Annotated in this window: 14 protein-coding genes; 5 read left to right on the forward strand and 9 right to left on the reverse strand. The window is 59.7% G+C overall.

All coding sequences use genetic code 11. The annotated features are described in order from the left end of the window. Nucleotides 1-6 precede the first annotated feature (6 nt). The 7 genes from AC2TAD_RS08010 to AC2TAD_RS08040 form a co-directional block, all read right to left on the reverse strand. The gene (locus AC2TAD_RS08010) at nucleotides 7-3,066 is read right to left on the reverse strand and encodes an aminotransferase class III-fold pyridoxal phosphate-dependent enzyme (RefSeq protein ID WP_480867021.1); all 3,060 of its coding nucleotides are present in this window, start codon (nucleotides 3,064-3,066) and stop codon (nucleotides 7-9) included. A gap of 108 nt (nucleotides 3,067-3,174) precedes the next feature. After that, a complete protein-coding gene (locus AC2TAD_RS08015; RefSeq protein WP_480867022.1) occupies nucleotides 3,175-4,047 on the reverse strand; it encodes an NAD(P)-dependent oxidoreductase in 873 nt (290 codons plus the stop codon). Between the two features lie 97 nt (nucleotides 4,048-4,144). Next, entirely contained in the window at nucleotides 4,145-4,534 is a 390-nt protein-coding gene (gene cueR, locus AC2TAD_RS08020) for a Cu(I)-responsive transcriptional regulator (protein WP_170353378.1), read from the reverse strand. Continuing rightward, nucleotides 4,531-7,002 carry a heavy metal translocating P-type ATPase gene (locus AC2TAD_RS08025; RefSeq protein ID WP_480867024.1) on the reverse strand — a complete coding sequence of 824 codons (2,472 nt, stop codon included), beginning with the start codon at nucleotides 7,000-7,002 and terminating at the stop codon, nucleotides 4,531-4,533. Before AC2TAD_RS08025 ends, cueR begins: the two co-directional genes overlap by 4 nt. Before the next feature lie 106 nt (nucleotides 7,003-7,108). After that, nucleotides 7,109-7,270 carry a hypothetical protein gene (locus AC2TAD_RS08030; protein ID WP_480483368.1) on the reverse strand — a complete coding sequence of 54 codons (162 nt, stop codon included), beginning with the start codon at nucleotides 7,268-7,270 and terminating at the stop codon, nucleotides 7,109-7,111. A gap of 45 nt (nucleotides 7,271-7,315) precedes the next feature. After that, nucleotides 7,316-7,933 carry a pyridoxamine 5'-phosphate oxidase family protein gene (locus AC2TAD_RS08035; protein WP_480867027.1) on the reverse strand — a complete coding sequence of 206 codons (618 nt, stop codon included), beginning with the start codon at nucleotides 7,931-7,933 and terminating at the stop codon, nucleotides 7,316-7,318. A gap of 12 nt (nucleotides 7,934-7,945) precedes the next feature. Further along, nucleotides 7,946-8,410, reverse strand: coding sequence for a nuclear transport factor 2 family protein (locus tag AC2TAD_RS08040; protein ID WP_170751567.1), 465 nt, complete (start codon nucleotides 8,408-8,410; stop codon nucleotides 7,946-7,948). A gap of 300 nt (nucleotides 8,411-8,710) precedes the next feature. Between AC2TAD_RS08040 and AC2TAD_RS08045 the strand changes: the two genes are divergently transcribed. Together AC2TAD_RS08045 and AC2TAD_RS08050 are read left to right on the forward strand one after the other, a co-directional pair. Further along, nucleotides 8,711-9,277, forward strand: coding sequence for a TetR/AcrR family transcriptional regulator (locus AC2TAD_RS08045; RefSeq protein WP_170751566.1), 567 nt, complete (start codon nucleotides 8,711-8,713; stop codon nucleotides 9,275-9,277). 101 nt (nucleotides 9,278-9,378) lie between these two features. Next, nucleotides 9,379-10,536 (forward strand): acyl-CoA dehydrogenase family protein, encoded by a 1,158-nt coding sequence (locus AC2TAD_RS08050; RefSeq protein ID WP_480867029.1) that lies wholly within the window; start codon nucleotides 9,379-9,381, stop codon nucleotides 10,534-10,536. A gap of 165 nt (nucleotides 10,537-10,701) precedes the next feature. On the opposite strand, the gene AC2TAD_RS08055 is transcribed toward AC2TAD_RS08050, so the two are convergent. Beyond that, nucleotides 10,702-11,592 carry a LysR substrate-binding domain-containing protein gene (locus AC2TAD_RS08055; RefSeq protein ID WP_480867030.1) on the reverse strand — a complete coding sequence of 297 codons (891 nt, stop codon included), beginning with the start codon at nucleotides 11,590-11,592 and terminating at the stop codon, nucleotides 10,702-10,704. A gap of 164 nt (nucleotides 11,593-11,756) precedes the next feature. On the opposite strand from AC2TAD_RS08055, the gene AC2TAD_RS08060 reads away from it, so the two are divergent. The 3 genes from AC2TAD_RS08060 to AC2TAD_RS08070 are packed head-to-tail and all read left to right on the forward strand — an operon-like array spanning nucleotide 11,757 to nucleotide 16,291. Then, nucleotides 11,757-13,949 carry a dehydrogenase E1 component subunit alpha/beta gene (locus AC2TAD_RS08060; protein ID WP_480867032.1) on the forward strand — a complete coding sequence of 731 codons (2,193 nt, stop codon included), beginning with the start codon at nucleotides 11,757-11,759 and terminating at the stop codon, nucleotides 13,947-13,949. Continuing rightward, complete coding sequence (locus AC2TAD_RS08065) at nucleotides 13,946-14,980, forward strand: ACP S-malonyltransferase (RefSeq protein ID WP_480867034.1); 1,035 nt, start codon at nucleotides 13,946-13,948, stop codon at nucleotides 14,978-14,980. Before AC2TAD_RS08060 ends, AC2TAD_RS08065 begins: the two co-directional genes overlap by 4 nt. Before the next feature lie 39 nt (nucleotides 14,981-15,019). Beyond that, a complete protein-coding gene (locus tag AC2TAD_RS08070; protein WP_480867035.1) occupies nucleotides 15,020-16,291 on the forward strand; it encodes an NAD(P)/FAD-dependent oxidoreductase in 1,272 nt (423 codons plus the stop codon). A gap of 2 nt (nucleotides 16,292-16,293) precedes the next feature. Here AC2TAD_RS08070 and AC2TAD_RS08075 read toward each other — a convergent pair whose 3' ends face one another. Then, on the reverse strand, nucleotides 16,294-16,995 hold the full coding sequence (locus AC2TAD_RS08075) for an SDR family oxidoreductase (RefSeq protein ID WP_480867037.1): 702 nt from the start codon (nucleotides 16,993-16,995) through the stop codon (nucleotides 16,294-16,296). Nucleotides 16,996-17,027: the final 32 nt, after the last annotated feature.

The raw sequence follows: 17,027 nt of genomic DNA on the forward strand, positions 1-17,027 counted from the left end.
GTTCATTCAGCAACACCCGCAACCGGCATGGTGGTGATCGCAGGCGGGGGCAGGGGCATAGTCACCGACCTCGGTCAGCACATCGCGCAGCGCCCACAGGATCATGTCGACATCATCCGCCTCGATCGTCAGGGGCGGGCGGATTTTCAGGATGTTGTCCTTTGGCCCTTCGCTGCCGATCAGAATGCGATGATCGCGCATCCGGTTCTTGACGTATTTGCAAATCTCGGTGCCCTCAGAGCCGCCCGGGTCGATCAACTCGACCCCCAGAAACAGACCCATGCCCCGAACGTCGCCAACACAGCCGAAGTCGGCCTCGATCCCGCGCAACCCGTCCATCAGCTGCGCGCCCATTACGCGGGCATTGTCCTGCAGCTCCTCGTCATCGACGATGTCCAGCACCTCTTTCCCGATCCGGCAGGACAAGGTTGATCCACCAAAGGTCGAGAAGAACTCGATCCCGTTGTCAAAGTTTTGGGCGATTTCCCTGGTCGTGACCAACACGCCCAAGGGGTGTCCGTTGCCGATCGGTTTGCCCATCACCACGATATCGGGCAGCGCGTCCTGGTGTTCAAAGCCAAAGTAATACTCACCCAGACGCCCCAGCCCGGTCTGCACCTCATCGGCGATACACACCCCTCCGGCGGCGCGGATTTTTTCGTATACTGCGGGCAGATAGCCTTTGGGCGGGATGATCTGGCCCCCGACCGAGGGGAAGGTCTCGGCGATGAAACCGGCGATACCGTGGCCCTTGTCCTGCAAAGCGGCAATCGCAGGGTCCACAAGATCCGCGAATTTTGTGGCGCGGTCGGGATCGTCGCGCTTGAATGATCCGCGATAGTCGTCAGCCACTTCAACCAGTTCGACCCAATCCGCCTGACCCACGCCGCCGGGTTTATTGAACTTATAGGCCGAGATCGCGACCGCCGCATTCGTATTGCCGTGATAGCCGTGATCGGGCGTCACGATCCCCTTGGCCCCGGCATGGGCGCGGGCCAGCCGCAGGGCCAGCTCGTTCGCCTCGGTGCCGGAATTGACGAAAAAACAGACCTCAAGGTGGTCAGGCAGTTTCGACAGCACCTTATCGGCAAAAGCGGTCTGCGCCGGGTGCAGATAGCGCGTGTTCGAGTTCATGCGTTTCAGCTGATCCGCCGCCACGGCCTGAATACGCGGATGGGCGTGGCCCACATGGGGGACGTTGTTATAGGCGTCCAGATACGGGCGGCCCCATTCGTCGAATAGGTGGTGTTTCCACCCGCGTACCAGCATGACCGGATCGTCATAGGTCAGGCTGAGATTGCCGCCAAAATGGTCGTGCCGCCCCTGCAGGATCGCCTGCTTGTCGGTCGGTTGATAGAACACCTTGTCATCAGGCAGGTTCAGCAAGGCCGCCGGGTTGGGGCAAACCGCGTGCCACAGCTCCATCTCATCGGGGTCACCAACACCGGGCCAGTCGTTCTGCATCCCGTCCGTGGTCATCGCCAGCTGGAAATGCACATGCGGGGCCCAGCCGCCGTTCTGTGTGGCGTCCCCCAATCGCGCGAACGCAGCGCCCTGCGCCACCGGATCACCGGGTTTCAGCCGATCGCACACCTCAGGGTCCAGATGACCATAGAGCGTATAGAACGCGTCCCCCTCAGGCGTTTCGTGATGCAGGATCACCACGCCGCCATAGTCCAGATGGGCGTCGCGGTTTTCCACCGCCTCAACCCGTCCACTCATCGGCGCGTGCAACACGGTGCCCGCCTGGGCGAACACATCCACCGCCAAGTGCACCGTGCGACGGTCCGAGGCTTTCCACGGCCCCTTACGGAACCCCGGCTCGGCATAGATCAGGCGCGGCTCATTGTAATATCCCAGCCACAAGCCCTCGCCATATTCCTCGCCCACGCGGGCGGCCTCGGCCAGTGGCATATGAAACGGGTTCTGCGGCCAGACGCAGTTTTCCACCGACAGCGACCCCATCGGAAGATCAACCAGATCTTGTCCAAACATCGGTGCGAACTGACCGCGATGAGCGGTCAGATAGGCGTGGACGCGCTCGGCCCCATCCGTCACAGGCAGCCCGCAGGCCACGCGCAGCCGCGCCGCCATCAACCCGCCATTGACCGAAGCGTTCTCCAGAAACCGCCAGGCGGGGGCCTGGCTGATGGTCACATACGGATCATCGGGATTGTCGATGGCCATTAGGGTCGAGTTCACCACCGACACCGCCAGCCGCATCCGCAACAGCGGCCAGATCAGATCAACCTCATCCGTGCGCAAGCGGTTCGCGGCGTGATAGCCCTGCACCAAAGCGGTCAGCACGCGTTCGGGCTTAGGATGATCCAACACGATATATGCCCCGGCAATCGCCAGGTCGCAGATGCGGGGTGCCGCGCACATATCCCCCAGATCAATCAGGCCCGAGACGCTCTGCCGCTGGCCCATCTCACCCTCGACCAGAATGTTATAGTCATTGGCGTCATTGTGGATGGCTTGTTTGGGAAGCCGGGACAGAACCGGCGATATCGCGTCAAACCCGGCACAAATCCCGGCCAGCAAAGCGCGCCGCGCGGGATCAGAGATCGCCTCAAGCTGATCCGCGATCCAACCCGCCTGCATCATGTCCCACTTGAAATCCGCGCGCTGCAAGCCGTCATGGGTAAACCCTTCCAGCGCACGGTCAGTCGCCCCCAACGCACGGCCCAGCTTCAGGATCAATGCCTCGGACTTCGGCGCGGCCTTGGCGTAGCACTCGCCAGGTAGACGCTCCAGCAACCAGACCAACCGGGGCTGTCCGTCCTGATCCGCAATCTCGGGCAGCAGACGGCCTTTCAGATCAGGGAAAACCTTGGGAAACGGCAGACCCGGCGCCTCAGCCGCGATATGCTCCAGCGCCTTGACCTGCAAGTCGACGAAGTCGGCCTCGCAGCCCGCGCGCATGACCTTTAGAACGTAATCCTGACCATTGGTGGCATGGACCATGAAATTCAGGTCATACTCGCCATCCAGCCGCGTCAGCTTGGCCTCCAGACCCCAATGCTGGCGCAAGGCACCGGCCCAGAACTCCGTCATGTTTTCCATTCCCAAACCTGCCCCGTTTGCAAACGGGATCCTCTTCATCTGGCTAAAAATACCTTCGGGGGGAATCGCGCCCCGGCGCGATGGGGGGCAGACAGCCCCCCTGACCCGTTACCCCAAAGCGCGCAGCCGCTTGATCAGCGAGGACGTATCCCAGCGCCCCCCGCCCAGCTTCTGCACATCCTTGTAGAACTGATCGACCAAAGCCGTCACAGGCAGAGATGCCCCGGTCTCATCCGCCGTATCCAGACAAATCCCCAGATCCTTGCGCATCCAGTCGACAGCAAAACCATGGTCGAAATGGTCGTCCAGCATGGTCTCGTAACGATTGGCCATCTGCCAGCTGCCGGCCGCCCCCTGGCTTATCACTTCAACGACCGAGCGACCGTCCAGTCCTGCCTTTTCAGCGAAATGCAGCGCTTCGCTCAAACCCTGCACCAAACCGGCGATGGCGATTTGGTTGCACATCTTGGTCATCTGCCCTGCGCCACTTTCGCCGATGCGGCGACAGATTTTGGAATAGACCTGCATCACCGGTTCTGCTGCATCATAGGCCGCTTGATCCGCACCACACATGATCGACAAGACCCCATTCTCGGCCCCAGCCTGACCGCCCGAGATCGGAGCGTCCACAAACGCGATACCTGCGGCTTTGCCTGCGTCGTAGAGCTCACGCGTCACCTTGGCGGATACGGTTGTGTGATCGACAAAAATCGCCCCCTCGGACATGCCGTGAAACGCGCCGTTCGCTCCGGTGCAGACCATGCGCAGGTCATCGTCATTGCCCACGCAAGCCATGACAAATTCCGCGCCCTCAGCGGCTTCGCGCGGCGTCGTCCCCATTGATCCACCATGTTGGGCCACCCAAGCCTCGGCCTTGGCTGTGGTGCGGTTGTAGACGGTGACATCGTGGCCTGCAGCCTGTAGGTGACCGGCCATCGGATAGCCCATTACACCCAAACCCAGAAACGCGACTTTTGCCATGTGGAGATCCTCTCTGCTGTCCGACAACCACGTAGCGCAGCAGTCCGGAATGTTCAGCAGAGACAAATCAAAGCTGCGAGGAAAGGGCAACCCTGTGCTAAGGGTTCCCACCCAAATCTTGAAGGATTGGACAGTCTGGACGGTCATCGCCTGCGCAGGCGTCCACCAGATGACCAAGCGTATCCCGCATCGCATTCAAGTCGGCGATTTTGGCCTCGATCTGCGCCAGATGCGCGCGCGCGACTTTTTTCACATCAGCGCTGGCGCGGGTCTCGTCTTCGTACAAAGCCATCAGGGTCCGGCAATCTTCGATGGTGAATCCCAAGGCGCGGGCGCGGCCCAGAAAGTTCAGCTTGTGCACGTCCTGGCTGCGAAACACACGGTATCCGTTGTTATCCCTCAGTGGTTTGACCAGCCCGATGTCTTCGTAGTAGCGGATCGTCTTGGCGGGCAGGCCCGTCCGGGCCGAAACATCTCCGATATTCATGAGGTCACCGTCTGAGGTTGGTGTTCTGTCTGCCGCTCGGGCAGCGTGGCCCGCACCCGTCGCAGGCGCAGGGCGTTGGTCACGACAAAGACGCTGGACAAGGCCATCGCCCCTGCCGCCAAGGCCGGGGACAGCAACGGTCCGCCGAAGGGGAACAAAACACCCGCCGCGACGGGAATCAACACTGCGTTATACCCGAATGCCCAACCCAGATTCTGGCGGATGTTGCGCATTGTCCGGCGGCTGATCTCGACCGCATTGGCGACGCCGCGCAGATCTCCGGACATCAGCACAACATCGGCCGTTTCGATCGCCACATCCGTGCCCGTGCCGATGGCAATTCCAGTATCAGCAGAGGCAAGCGCAGGCGCATCATTGATACCGTCACCCACAAAGGCCAGCGCACCGAACCGGTCGCGCAGTGCGTTGATCGCCTTTAGTTTGCCGTCGGGCAGAACCTCGGCGGTGACATGATCTATACCCAGCTTGTCGGCCAAGGCTTGCGCTGTACGTGCGTTGTCTCCTGTGACCATGGCCAGAGTCAGGCCCATCGCGTGCAACCGGTCTAAAGCCTCGGCCGTCCCCGGCTTGATCGGATCGGAAACCGTCAGCAAAGCAGCAGCCCGACCGTCCACGGCAACGAACAAAGGCGTGGCCCCTGCGGCGGCGCGTTGATCTGCCTCGGGCGTCAGCTCAGACAGGTTCACGCTACCCTGATCCATAAACCGAGGCGACCCGATCAACACCTCGCGCCCTTCGACCACGGCCCGCACGCCCAATCCGGTCAGAGACTCAAACTCGACTGGCTGCAGCAGATCCGCAGGTCCGGCGCGCGTGATCGCGGTGGCAATCGGGTGCTCGGACCGCGCCTCAATCGAAGCGGCCAGACGCAGAACATCATCGCGGTCGAATCCGTTGACGGTGGTGATGCTTTCCAATTCGGGCCGACCCAGTGTCAGAGTGCCAGTCTTGTCCAACGCGACCACCTTTGCCTGCTGCAACTGTTGCAGCGCGTCGCCCTTGCGGAACAAAACACCCAACTCAGCCGCGCGCCCGGTGCCAACCATGATCGAGGTCGGCGTCGCCAGACCCATCGCGCAAGGGCATGCAATGATAAGGACCGAAACACCGGTGACCAGCGCCATTGGCAGCGCCGGCGCGGGCGCAAAGATCAGCCAGACCGCAATGGTCAGCAGCGCAATGACCAGCACGGTTGGAACGAACCAAGCAGTGATCTTATCGACCAACCCTTGAATTGGCAGCTTAGCCCCCTGCGCCTGTTCGACCAAGCGAATGACTTGCGCCAGGACCGTGTCGGCCCCAACCCGCGTTGCACGGACGCGCAACGCGCCGGTGCCATTCACCGTGCCACCCACAACCGGGTCGTCTGGTGCTTTGCCGACCGGAATGGGTTCGCCACTGATCATGCTTTCGTCAATGTATGACGTACCCTCCAGCACCACGGCATCCACTGGGACGCGTTCACCGGGGCGGATTTGCAGAATGTCACCCACCACGATCTGGGCAATGGGACGATCTACAGTGGCACCACCTTGTTCAACCCGAGCCGTCTTTGGTTGCAGGCCCACCAATTTGCGGATCGCAGCGCCGGTGCGGCCCTTGGCCCGCGCCTCCATCGCGCGCCCCAGAAGAATAAGGACAACGATGACCGAGGCGGCCTCAAAATACACATTCGCGCTGCCTTGCGGCAGGAGACCCGGTGCGAATGTGGCGACAATCGAATACAAGTAAGCCGCACCCGTGCCCATCGCGACCAGCGCATTCATATCCGGTGCGCGGCGTAACAGGGATGGAACACCCTTTGCGTAAAACACTCTTCCCGGCCCAGCCAGCAAAGCCGTGGTCAGCGCGAACTGAATCAAATAGCTGGTCTGCATCCCTATGGTCTGATGCACCCAGTGATGAAAGGCCGGGACCATGTGCCCACCCATTTCAAGGACAAAGACGGGCAGAGCGAGTACCGCAGCTATGAGGGTCGTGCGCGTCAGTGCTGTGGCTTCTTGCGCCTTATCCGTCGCTCCCTCATCCACCGGCGCGACATGCGCTGGATAACCCGCGTCAGTGCATAGCCTGGCCAAGGCTAAGGGATCGCTGGCCCCCTCAACGTACTGAATTGTTGCGCCTTCGGTAGCGAGGTTGACTTGGGCGCTGATCACGGCCGGGTCGGCCTGCAAGACACGCTCGATCCGGTCCACGCACGAGGCGCAGCTCATCCCCTCGATCTTCAGCGATGCTGTGGCTGTTGCGGCGGGATATCCGGCGGCGTCCAGCGCATCGGTTAGCCGGGTGATCGGGCCGTCGTGGGTAACCTGCGCCACTTTGGTTGCGAAATTCACCGAAGCATCGGTCACGCTATCCACGGCGCGCAGGGCCGTTTCGACACGTCCCACGCATGATGCGCATCCCATTCCGGTTATGTTCAGCCTGGTTTCGTGTACGGCTGTCATCCGACTCATCCCGTGTAGATCTTCGTTCCTTTAAATGGGGGTTCCAGTCACGGGAAGGTCAAGGGGTTGCGTGGGTTTTCAACGCATAGCTGCCATGCGTTTGGGGTCAGCGATCTGAAAAAACCTCGAGCAAAAGCGAGTTGTATTGGGCGGGCGGCGCGCTGCGGACAGCTTCTGGAGACGCGAAAAACCCCAGCATCAGAATGGCCACACACATAAACATGCCAAAAAGGCAGAAACTGGCGAGGTTCAGTGTCGAACGCAGCATGATGGTAATCCCTGTTTCCAATGTGAGGGCGGATCGCAATTCGGTTCAGCCCCGTTTTGCCAGTTCCTGTTTTAATTTTTCGTTCTCGGCCTGAAGTTGCGCCAATTGCTGACCAAGCGTGTTCAGATGGGGGCGCAGTTCGGCCTCGGTAAAGCGAGGTGTGATATGGCGGGGGCAGTTCCAGTCCAGCCCCTCGACCCGGATGATCGCGGCGCGTTCCGCGGGCGTTTCCGCTCCGTTGGGATAGAGGCTGGCGGCGGCTTCGCCTTCGGTAAAATCGACCCGACCCAGTATTTTCAACCGCCGTTGGTTGGCGTAATCCATCAGGATCATGGCAATCCGGTCGTTTCCGTCCAAATTCCCGCGAGAGATATACTGTTTGTTGCCCGAGAAATCGGCGTATCCGATGGTTGTCGGCCCAAGCACCCTTAGAAACCCGATTGGCCCGCCGCGATATTGCACATAGGGCCAACCGGTCTCGGACACAGTAGATTGGTAAAACCCGTCCCGCGCCTCGATAAACGCTTTTTCCGCAGGGCCGATCTGATGCCCCTGTTGTGGCCCGCTTTCTATGAATTTGGCATAGGTCTTGGCCGATCCCATTCTTTCCTGATGGGCGCGGACGGCGGGAGTAAAGGTCAGTTCAGAAAAGGCGCGGGGCATGGGTGATCCTTTCTAGAGACCCAGATCAGACAGGCCGGGGTGGTCTTCGGGTCTGGGGCCTTGGGGCCAGTGAAACAGACGATCTTCTTCGTCAATCGGCAGGTCATTCAGCGAGGCGTGGCGTTTGGCCATCCGGCCATCTTCGGCAAATTCCCAGTTCTCGTTGCCATAGGACCGGAACCACTGACCGCTATCGTCATGCCATTCATAGGCATAGCGTACGGCAATTCGGTTTTCCGTAAATGCCCACAGTTCCTTTATCAGCCGGTAGTCGAGCTCTTTGTTCCATTTGCGGGTCAGGAAGGCGTGGATGTCTTCGTGGCCCGACAAGAATTCGGCGCGGTTCCGCCATTGGCTGTCCTCGGTATAGGCGGGTGTCACAAGATCGGGGTCGCGGCTGTTCCAGCCGTTTTCCGCCATACGGACTTTTTGTGTGGCGGTCTCAAGGGTGAAGGGTGGCAGAGGGGGTCGGCTCATATCTTGGTCTTTCAGGTCAGTGCGGCGGCAAGCAGCGCAAGGGTCAACAGGAAGGGGACATACTGAGGGGAAAATGGGCTGTTGCGGCGTTTCATCGTCTAGCTCCAAGGTTTACTGATCGGTACATCTTGAAGTCAATGTGTACTGATCGGTAAACTTTTGCAAGTCTCAATTTGAGAAAATTTTTGAATGACCTTTAAAGAGCTATAATTTAAAGGCTTCAGGGGTTGAGTTCCCGGCAATCTTGTCGCGAAATGAAACCATGGTTATGTACTGATCAGTACACTCAGGAGCCGAATCATGCGCCCGAACAAACGCGACGAGCTGGTCCGCAATGCTCTGCAGGTTTTTTACCGGGATGGCTTTCACGCCACCGGTATGGACAAACTGGTGGCAGAGACGGGTGTGTCGAAGACCTCGATGTACAAGCATTTCCGAACCAAAGAGGAATTGATCGTTGCCGCCTTGCGCTTGCGGGATGAGAATTTCCGCAACTGGTTCTATGGCAGGATCGATGCGCTTGCCGAAACGCCCGCGCAAAAACTGCTGGCCAGTTTCGATGCCTTGGGAGAGTGGTTTGAAGAGGACGGCTATCGCGGTTGCATGTTCATCAAAGCCGGAGCCGAATATCAGGACAAAGACCACCCCATCCATCTGGAAGCAGCCGAGCACAAACGTCTGCTGCTCGAATATTTCACTGATTTGGCCCGCGACGCAGGCGCCCGCGAGCCTGAAAAGCTGGGATGTCAGATTCTGCTGTTGAAAGAAGGCGCGATTGTCACTGCTGTTCTGCTGAAAAGCTGTGATCCTGCGCGCGACGCCAAGGAAGCAGCGCGGGTGTTATTGGCGAATGCGCTGCCGGTCTGAGGCGTTACGTTTAAAAGACGTTGCGTAGCAAAGCTCCTGGCGCATTGGATTGCCGGATCGCGGGGGTTACCTTCAAGGAAACTGACTTGAGGGGACACGAAATGTCTTTGTTTACGAATGCCGCCAATTGGGTAACCGAAGAGCATCGGATGTTCGCAGAGATGGCGGACCGTTTCATGCAGGATGAATTGGTCCCCAACGCCGAACGCTGGAGCGATCAGGGGCAAGTTGATCGAGCGTTCTGGCACAAGGCTGGGGAAATGGGTCTTATGGCCGGGTCGATTTCCGAGGAACATGGCGGTGTCGGGGGCGGTCCTGGTTTCGACGCGGTTACGATGTACGCGCAGGCGTCGCACGGAGATTGTGGATGGGGTTACCCGATCCAATCGATTGTGACCCATTACATCACCGCTTATGGCAGCGAAGAGCAAAAGCAAAAATGGCTTCCCAAGCTGGCTTCGGGTGAAATGGTCGGCGCGTTGGCGATGACTGAGCCCGGCACTGGTTCCGATGTTCAAGGTATTCGGACAACTGCCGATAAAGATGGCAATTCATACCGCATAAACGGCTCGAAAATCTTTATTACTAACGGTCAGTCGGCTGATCTTATCCTTGTCGCAGCAAAAACGGACAAATCGCTGGGCTCGAAAGGTGTTTCGTTGGTGGCGGTCGAGACCGGAGGCGCGGACGGGTTCCGGAAGGGGCGCAACCTCAAGAAGTTGGGGATGAAGGGCAACGACACGGCCGAACTGTTCTTCGAGGACGTAAAGGTGCCGATGACCAACCTGATCGGCCCGGAAGAAGGGCAGGGCTTTTATCAAATGATGAAGCAGTTGCCGTGGGAGCGTATGACGATTGCGATCATCGCACTTGGCGCGATCGACTTCGCGATTGCCGAGACGGTGCGTTACACGCAAGAGCGCAAAGCCTTCGGTCAGCGGGTTATGGATTTCCAGAACACACGATTCAAACTGGCCGAGTGCAAAACCAAAGCCGAGGTTCTGCGTAGCTTTGTGAATGACTGTATCGCTCGGCTTGAAGCTGGAACGCTGGACGCAGCGACGGCATCGATGGCCAAGTATTGGGGTTCCGAGGTGCAGAACGAAGTCATGCATGAATGCCTGCAGTTGTTCGGAGGCTATGGGTTTATGATGGAGTACCCTATCGCGCGCCTCTACGCCGATGCGCGCGTTCAAATGATCTATGGTGGCACCAATGAGATCATGAAGGAACTCATCGCACGTTCCTTGGACACATAAAGCCCGACGGGATACTCCCGCCCGTCGTCGACGTTTCTGAAGAAACATCTCCTTTCGTTGGGCCGGGCAGGCGCGGGCGCAGCCCGCGCCTGCCCGGCCCCTGCTGTCCGCAGGACGCAAGGCCTAAGGCCGCGCGGTTTTGCTCGGTAAGTCTTGTGTATTGGTTCAGGCTAAAGAGATTTGATCCTGTAGCCATGTTCGAAACGATCGGAGCGGTTCAGATTCCGCTCGGGATTGGGGCCAGACAAGAAAAAAGTCGCCAAGGCTGACACTCGGGCCGTTCCATGCAAGCACCAGTTTGCCCGTTTTTAAGTCGTGTTCAATCAAATAAGTCGGCAGCAACGCGACCCCCAGCCCGTGGATTGTCGCCTGACCCATCGTCGAAAACTGGTCAAATAGCATGCCAGAAATACCGCTAACGGATCGACCTTGTACAGCGAACCACCTTTCCCAAGCATCTGGCCGTGTTTCCAAGTGCAACAAGGGTGCACTCAAAAGCCAGTCGGGGTCATCGTTCTGTGTCGGAAGCAGATCTGGCGCGCAGACCGGCAGAACATCTTCCCGCATGATCGGCAAGTAGTTCACACCGGCCCATGTCCGTCCGCCAAAGTGAATCGCGGCGTCGAAGTGTTCGTTTTCAAACTCAAACGGTCTAAGACGCGTGTTCAGGTTTACGGTGACTTCGGGGTGTTTGCGGGCGAAATCCTGAAGGCGGGGGGCCAGCCAGTGCATCCCGAACGCTGGCAGAATCGACAGATTGAGTGAGCCGCCGGTCGGGTTGGCCTTCAGCTTCAGAGACGCCTGAGCAAGCTGACTCAGGCTGGACCGGGCGACCTGAACATATTCTTTTGCCGCGGGCGTCAGGTTCAGTCGCATCTGGTTGCGTTGAATCAGATCGACGCCCAGTTGCTCTTCCATTGCCTTGAGTTGTCGACTGATCGCGCTTTGGGTCAACGACAGCTCTTCGGCTGCAGCCGAGGCGCTGCCTAGCCGGTCTACCGCTTCCAAAGCCAGAAGCGACGGGATTGAGGGTAGGAAACGACGGGGCGCGATCATATGACAAATCCTCATACCTTTGGGACGGAATATCACTGGCATTTGCGCTGCGCCAGTCCGATACACATCACAGGCATTTCCTTTGCTTAAGCTGCTGAATGCCTGCAAGAAGGGGGCGCTGTATTTCTGATGTTGCCGCCAGGTTGAACCAAAAGGACCCGCAAATGGATCGCGCTCAGATCGTTCATGAGAATTTCCTGACCCGTGTTGCGCAACGCGATTTCCCCCATGGTACGTCTCCTCAGTCGGGACTGACTGCGCCCGAAGCGGTATCTCTGTTTCGCTCGCAGGTGCTAAGCCGGGCGCTGGATCGCACCAGCCGCGCAATGCAGAAGGCGGGGCAGGGGTTCTATACCATCGGCTCATCCGGGCATGAGGGGATGGCGGCTGTGGCCCACGCGCTGCGCCCAACGGATATTGCGTTTCTGCACTATCGCGACGCCGCCTTTCAGATCGCCCGCGCGGAGCAGGTGCCGGGCCAGCAGATCGCTTGGGATATGTTGCTGAGCTTCGCGTGTTCCAGCGAAGATCCAACCTCGGGTGGGCGGCACAAGGTGCTGGGGTCCAAGGCGTTGATGATCCCGCCGCAGACCTCGACCATTGCCAGCCATCTGCCCAAGGCGGTCGGCGCGGCCTATTCCCTAGGCGCGGCGCGGCGGCATGACCCCGAGCATCGTGAACTGCCCGAGGATGGCATTGCGATGTGTTCTTTCGGAGATGCCTCGGTCAACCACTCGACCGCGCAGGGGGCGATCAATACGGCGGGCTGGACCAGCGTGCAATCAACGCCCCTGCCTTTGTTGTTTGTGTGTGAGGATAACGGGATTGGCATCTCGGTCAAAACACCCAAAGGCTGGATACAGGCTTCGATGGAGCATCGCCCGGGCATCACGTATTTTCAGGCTAACGGGCTGGATATCTACGAGACCTATGCCGTCGCGCAAGAGGCCGCCGATTATGTGCGTGCCCGCCGGAAACCTGCCTTCCTGCATCTGAAAACCGTGCGCCTTTACGGTCATGCGGGGGCTGACGTGCCCACCACCTATATGCCCAAATCCGAGGTCGAGGCAGATGAGGCCAACGATCCCTTGCTGCATTCCGTGCGCCTGCTGGATCAGGCCGGGGCACTGTCACCTGATCAGGCGCTGAAGATATACCAGGACACTTGCGCCCGTACCGATCGCATCGCTGCCGAGGCTGCCACGCGCCCTCATCTGGGCGGCGCTGCCGAGGTGATGGCCAGCCTGATCCCGCCCAAACGCGATTGCAAACCCACCAACGGACCCGGCGCCGAGGCGCGCGCAGATGCGTTTGGCGGGGATATGCGAGCAATGAATGACCCTCAGCCCATGAGTCGCCTGATCAATTGGGCGCTGACTGATCTGATGCTGGAACATGGCGAAATCGTCTGCGTGGGCGAGGATGTGGGCCGCAAGGGGGGCGTCTACGGCGTCACGCAAAAGCTGCAACAGAGGTTCGGGCCGGACCGGGTAATCGACACGCTGCTGGACGAGCAGTCGATTTTAGGGTTGGCGATTGGCATGGGTCATAACGGGTTTGTGCCGATCCCCGAAATCCAGTTCCTCGCTTATCTGCACAATGCCGAGGACCAAATCAGGGGTGAGGCCGCGACGCTGCCGTTTTTTTCCAACGGCCAATTCACCAACCCTATGGTCGTTCGGATTGCTGGCTTGGGCTATCAGAAAGGGTTTGGCGGGCATTTCCACAATGACAACTCGCTGGCCGTGCTGCGCGATATTCCGGGGGTGATCATAGCCTGCCCCTCGACAGGAGAGGATGCGGCGCAGATGCTGCGCGAATGCGTGCGATTGGCGCGCGAGGAACAACGGGTGGTTGTGTTTTTGGAACCCATTGCGCTTTATCCCATGCGTGATCTGCATGAGGCGCAGGATGGGGGCTGGATGACGACTTATCCCGCGCCGGATCGACGGATCGCGCTGGGTGAGGTGGGGGTGCATGGCGACGGCACTGATCTGGCCATCGTGACCTATGGCAACGGGCATTACCTGTCGAAACAGGCGCTGCCTGAGTTGGAAGCGGCGGGGTTGAACGTGCGGATCATCGACCTGCGCTGGCTGGCCCCGTTGCCGATGGATGCCCTGCGCGCGGCCACCAAAACATGCGCGCATGTTTTGGTCGTCGATGAATGTCGTCGCACCGGCAGCCAGTCTGAGGCGTTGATGACTTTCTTCGTCGAAGAAAGTCCCGCCACCCCAATCGCCCGTGTTGTCGCCGAGGATAGTTTCATAGCAACCGGCCCCGCCTATGCAGCCCCTTTGCCGTCAAAAGACGGGATTGTGGCCGCCGCATTAAACCTAACCGGAGGCCGCGCATGACCCGTACCGCTGTTCTGATCTGCCCCGGTCGAGGCACTTATAACAAGCCCGAGCTGGGCTATCTGCACCGTCACCACGCGCAGCGGATGGACCTGTTTCACAGCTTCGACGCCCTGCGTGCCGAGGCGGGGCAGCAGGCTGTGACTGCGTTAGATGGGGCCGACCGGTTCACGGTCAGTACCTATTCGCGCGGGGATGTGGCTTCGGCTCTGATCTATGCGGCGTCTTTGGCGGATGCGCAGGCCGTGGCTGATGATATCGAGGTTGTTGCGGTCACGGGGAACTCGATGGGCTGGTACAGCGCGCTTGCTGCGGGCGGGGCGTTGTCGCCGCAGGACGGGTTTCGGGTGGTGAACACCATGGGTACGCTTATGCAGGATCACCTGATCGGCGGGCAGTTGGTCTATCCGTTCATCGGTGACGACTGGGTAAACGACCCTGCTCGGAAGGAGGAGTTGCTGGCCAAGGTCGCGCGGATCAATGCGCAGGACGGCCACACGGTTGGCCTGTCGATTGATCTGGGCGGGATGCTGGTTCTGGCCGGGGATGAGGCGGGGCTGACTGCGTTCGAGGCGTCTCAGCCCGCCCTGCAGGACCGGTTCCCGATGCGTCTGGCCAATCACGCAGCGTTTCACACGGCGCTGCAAGCCCCGGTCGCCGCCGAGGGCCGCGCGCGGTTGGGGGCCGACCTGTTTGGCCAGCCCGAGCGCCCTCTGATCGACGGACGCGGCAAAATCTGGTGGCCTGCAGCGACGGATACGCAAGCGTTGTGGAACTACACTTTAGGTCACCAAGTCACCGAACCTTATGACTTCACCCGCGCCATCCAAACCGCAGCGCGCGAATTTGCACCGGACCTGTTTATCGTTGCTGGACCTGGGGCAACCCTTGGGGGCGCAGTGGCACAGTCTCTGGTATTGGCGGATTGGCGCGGCTTGGCGGACAAACCCGCGTTTCAGGCGCGGCAGGACGCGCAACCCTTCCTGATTGCCATGGGCCGCGATGATCAGCGCGCACTTGCAACCGGCTGACACAGTCTTGATGATCTGCTTATTCGCAAGGAGCCCGACGTGAGCGACCATGACCAGTCCCTCTGGCTGAATACCAGTAAGGAGCACGTTGCCAGTAGCCTTTTGACCAGTGATCTGACGGTTGATCTGGCTGTGATCGGTGGTGGGTACACTGGCTGCTCAGCGGCTTTGACCGCGGCGCAGTCCGGCGCATCGGTTGCTCTGCTTGAGGCGCAGGAAATCGGGCATGGTGGATCGGGCCGAAATGTCGGCTTTGCCAATGCAGGTCTGTGGCTGCCACCGGACGAAATTCGTGCGTTTTTGGGAGAGGCGGCAGGCGACCGCCTTATCGACCTTTTGGGGGCTGCGCCGGGCGATGTGTTTGACCTGATCCAGCAACATGGGATCGACTGCGCGCCCGTGCGCAACGGTACCCTGCATTGTGCGCATTCGCCTGCCGGGCTTAAGGACCTGAAAAACCGTCATGCACAACTCAGCGCGACCGGTGCCCCGATTGAGCTTTTGTCAGCCGACGAAACCCGCCAGCGCACCGGTAGCGCGGCTTTTCACGGTGCGGTTTTTGATCCGCGTGCGGGGACGATCCAGCCGTTGGACTATGTCCGCGGGCTTGCGCGTGCGGCAGTTGAGGCGGGGGCGCAGGTCTTTACGCAAAGCCCGGTTCAATCGCTGTCGCGTGACGGCGATGTGTGGGTGTTGACCACAGCAGAAGGTACTGTTCGGGCCAAAGCATTGATCCAGGCGACAAACGCTTATCACCGGGGTTTGCCCGGAACGGCGCCTGCATATGTACCGGTTTACTATTTTCAGTTCGCGACAGCCCCGCTTTCGGACAACCTGCGCGCCAGTATTCTGCACCAAGGCGAGGGTGCCTGGGATACTGGCCTGATCATGACCTCGTTCCGGTTGGATCACGAGGGACGCTTTATCATCGGGGCGATGGGCGATCTGGGGCATGCAGGTAGCGGGGCCCACAGGGCGTGGATCAGACGCAAGATGGCCGAGCTTTATCCGCAGCTGTCCGACCAGCCCCTGACCCAAGGTTGGCATGGTCGCATTGCGATGACGTCGGACCATATTCCCAAAATCACGCAGATTGGCCCGAATGCCTTGGCAGCGCATGGGTTCTCGGGCCGTGGTATCGGCCCGGGTACCGTTTTTGGCCGTCAAATGGCCAAAAGCCTGTTGCGCAACGATCCGGGTCTGCTGCCTGTCCCGGCAGTTGCTGAGTACTCGGAAAGTTGGACCGGCCTGCGGCGCGCCTATTTCGAGACAGGCGCGGCGCTTACGCATCTGATTAAGGCGCGGTTCTAATCCTAGACGGATCGCGTGATGCCACCGTCTACGCGTATGTTTTGCCCCGTGATGTAGCCTCCGCCTTCGGATGCCAGCATTGCCACGACCGAGGCGATCTCATCATAGCTGCGCCCATAGCGGCCCAGCGGGATACGGGCGCGGAACTCTTCTTTCTCGGGCAGGCTGTCGATAAAGCCGGGCAGGACATTGTTCATGCGGATATTGTCGGCGGCGTATTGGTCCGAGTACAGCTTGGTAAAGGCTGCCAGTCCGGCTCGGAATACACCAGACGTTGGGAAGACCGGGTCCGGTTCGAAGGCGGCGAAAGTCGAGATGTTGATGATCGACCCGCCCCCTTGCGCTTGCATGATCGGTGTAACCAGACGGGTGGGGCGAACGGCGTTCATGAAATAGACGTCCATGCCTGTGTGCCAATCCTCGTCCGTCAGCTCCAGTACCGACGCGCGGGGTCCATGCCCGGCCGAGTTGACCAGAACGTCGACACGCCCCCAATGGAACATCGCGGCGTCGACCAGCTTTTGCAGATCCTCTGTAGATTGGTTTGAACCGGTCACGCCAACACCGCCCAATTCATGCGCCAGTGCCTCGCCTTTCCCCGAAGAGGACAGGATACCGACCTTGAAACCGTCTGCAGCCAGCCGCCGGGCGGAATCCGCACCCATTCCGCTGCCACCGGCTGTGATAAGCGCCACTTTGGTCATTTGATCTCTCCGTTTGTTGATGACCCGAAAAT

It is taken from the genome of Ruegeria sp. HKCCD7628, from assembly GCF_057221005.1.